Origin of the sequence: Streptococcus cristatus, from assembly GCF_003943535.1 — a bacterium.
In the GTDB taxonomy this organism is placed as follows: domain Bacteria; phylum Bacillota; class Bacilli; order Lactobacillales; family Streptococcaceae; genus Streptococcus; species Streptococcus cristatus_L.
Genome location: NZ_RJPU01000037.1, coordinates 1 through 585, shown reverse-complemented (window position 1 = coordinate 585; position 585 = coordinate 1). Strand labels below are relative to the sequence as shown.

General features: G+C 50.9%; 2 protein-coding genes. Both read left to right on the top strand.

Annotated elements, in window-relative coordinates; translation table 11 throughout:
- The coding region (locus D8790_RS10690; RefSeq protein ID WP_185761959.1) for a hypothetical protein at positions 1 to 274 on the top strand (274 nt) is incomplete at its 5' end.
- 15 nt (positions 275 to 289) lie between these two features.
- A partial coding sequence (locus D8790_RS10685; RefSeq protein WP_185761958.1) for a hypothetical protein occupies positions 290 to 585 on the top strand: 296 nt, incomplete at its 3' end.

Below are 585 nucleotides of genomic sequence, written 5' to 3'. Positions count from 1 at the left end.
AATGACGCTGAAGCAGACTCGCTTGTTGAAACGGATTGACTCAAGCTCAATGACGCTGAAGCAGACTCGCTTGTTGAAACGGATTGACTCAAGCTTACTGATGCTGAAGCACTGGCACTTACTGAGACAGACTGGCTCAGGCTTACTGATGCTGAAGCACTTGCGCTTGCTGAGACAGACTGGCTCAGGCTTACTGATGCTGAAGCACTTGCGCTTGCTGAGACAGACTGGCTGGTGCTCAGTGACGCTGAAGCACTTGCGCTTGTTGAGATAGACTGGCTGGCGCTCAATGAAGTTGAAGCACTTGCACTTGTTGAAACGGATTGACTCAAGCTCAATGACGCTGAAGCAGACTCGCTTGTTGAAACGGATTGACTCAAGCTCAATGACGCTGAAGCAGACTCGCTTGTTGAAACGGATTGACTCAAGCTTACTGATGCTGAAGCACTGGCACTTACTGAGACAGACTGGCTCAGGCTTACTGATGCTGAAGCACTTGCGCTTGCTGAGACAGACTGGCTCAGGCTTACTGATGCTGAAGCACTTGCGCTTGCTGAGACAGACTGGCTGGTGCTCAGTGACGCT